Source organism: Rickettsia endosymbiont of Culicoides newsteadi, from assembly GCF_002259525.1.
Taxonomy (GTDB): domain Bacteria; phylum Pseudomonadota; class Alphaproteobacteria; order Rickettsiales; family Rickettsiaceae; genus Tisiphia.
In genome coordinates this window covers 1-1,191 of the sequence record NZ_MWZE01000163.1, presented here as the reverse complement: position 1 = coordinate 1,191, position 1,191 = coordinate 1, and the positions used below count along the sequence as shown (strand labels likewise).

The window sequence follows — 1,191 nt, the reverse complement described above, 5'->3', positions numbered from 1 at the left end:
GTTGTGATGATTCCAAAAATTGGCAAAGGTGATAAAGCGATGATTATCGAGTATAAAATCGCTAAATCCTCAGAAGATTTAGCAGATATAGCTAAATCTGGCTTACAACAAATTATAGATAAGAAATATGATACTAGGATAAAAGAATATCAGCATGTAAAACAAATACTCAAAATTTCGATGGCATTTTGTGGAAAAAATATGGAGTTGCAATATGAGGTAACTAAGTTCTAATAATAGAGCTTAGTTACTTGGATAGTAACTTTTATGATTCCTCTCCAGTGCATTCTACTTCATCATCAGGATAATCTTCTGTATTAGTAAAATAATCTTCTGGAAAGATATTGGGCTTTAAAATATCATCCTTTTCCTGTGTATAGGCAGCACCAGAAACTGGTATAACCTTAATGGTATTAAGCTGAAACTCCTTCTTTACAGCAGTATGATTATATTCTTGACCAAATACCATTAAAACAGCCCCATCCTTGTTTTTATAAATTTTTTCTGCCAATAACCTACTATCTTTATTTATTTTAAGCTCTGGTAAATATTTTCCTAATATTTTAACTCCATTATGATTAGAATCTTTTGCAACACCTTTCTCTAAAGCAGTAATAAATGCTTTCTGTTTAGAGATATCTAATGAACCTAACAAATCAGGATCAATTATAGCATAAATATTATGGTGTTTCTTACTACCAATATTTACAATATTTTTATTCTCTGTTGTATATTCTCCCTTGTTAGGAATATTCCAAAGTTGATGTTTTTCTTGATGATAATCAGAAGTCTTATCTTGAGAAAATCGAGCATTTTTTTTAAGATTTTGATAATATTGATGTATAATTGTCCAATGGTTTAAACATTTTGTAACAAAATTTTCTTTATATAAGGAATTTTCTTTAATATCAGCAATATTACTTGCCTCAGTTTCAAACTTTTTTTCAGAGCTATATTCTTCTGAATAAGAATTAGACGAATCAACATCATCGCTCATAGAAGTAACGATTTGTTGTTCTTTACTAACAGTTTGATTTATAATTTCTAAAGAAAAAGTAACTTCATCATCTTCAGCGATTTTATTAATAACGCTTTTAATCTCGTTTTACGTCAATTCGGGATAAGGGATAAGAAAAAATAAAGGAGATATAGGAGTTGCAAGGAGTTAATGCCTGTGATAAATGTTTTTTT

2 protein-coding genes are annotated in these 1,191 nt (G+C 29.0%); one reads left to right on the top strand and one right to left on the bottom strand.

Going from position 1 to position 1,191, the window contains the following annotated elements; all coding sequences use genetic code 11:
- Positions 1–234: PD-(D/E)XK nuclease domain-containing protein (locus RiCNE_RS07040; RefSeq protein WP_192866955.1), on the top strand; the 234-nt coding region annotated here is incomplete at its 5' end.
- A gap of 31 nt (positions 235–265) precedes the next feature.
- Here RiCNE_RS07040 and RiCNE_RS07035 read toward each other — a convergent pair.
- Positions 266–997: a hypothetical protein gene (locus RiCNE_RS07035; protein ID WP_094649835.1), complete on the bottom strand. Its 732-nt coding sequence runs from the start codon at positions 995–997 to the stop codon at positions 266–268.
- Positions 998–1,191 lie beyond the last annotated feature (194 nt).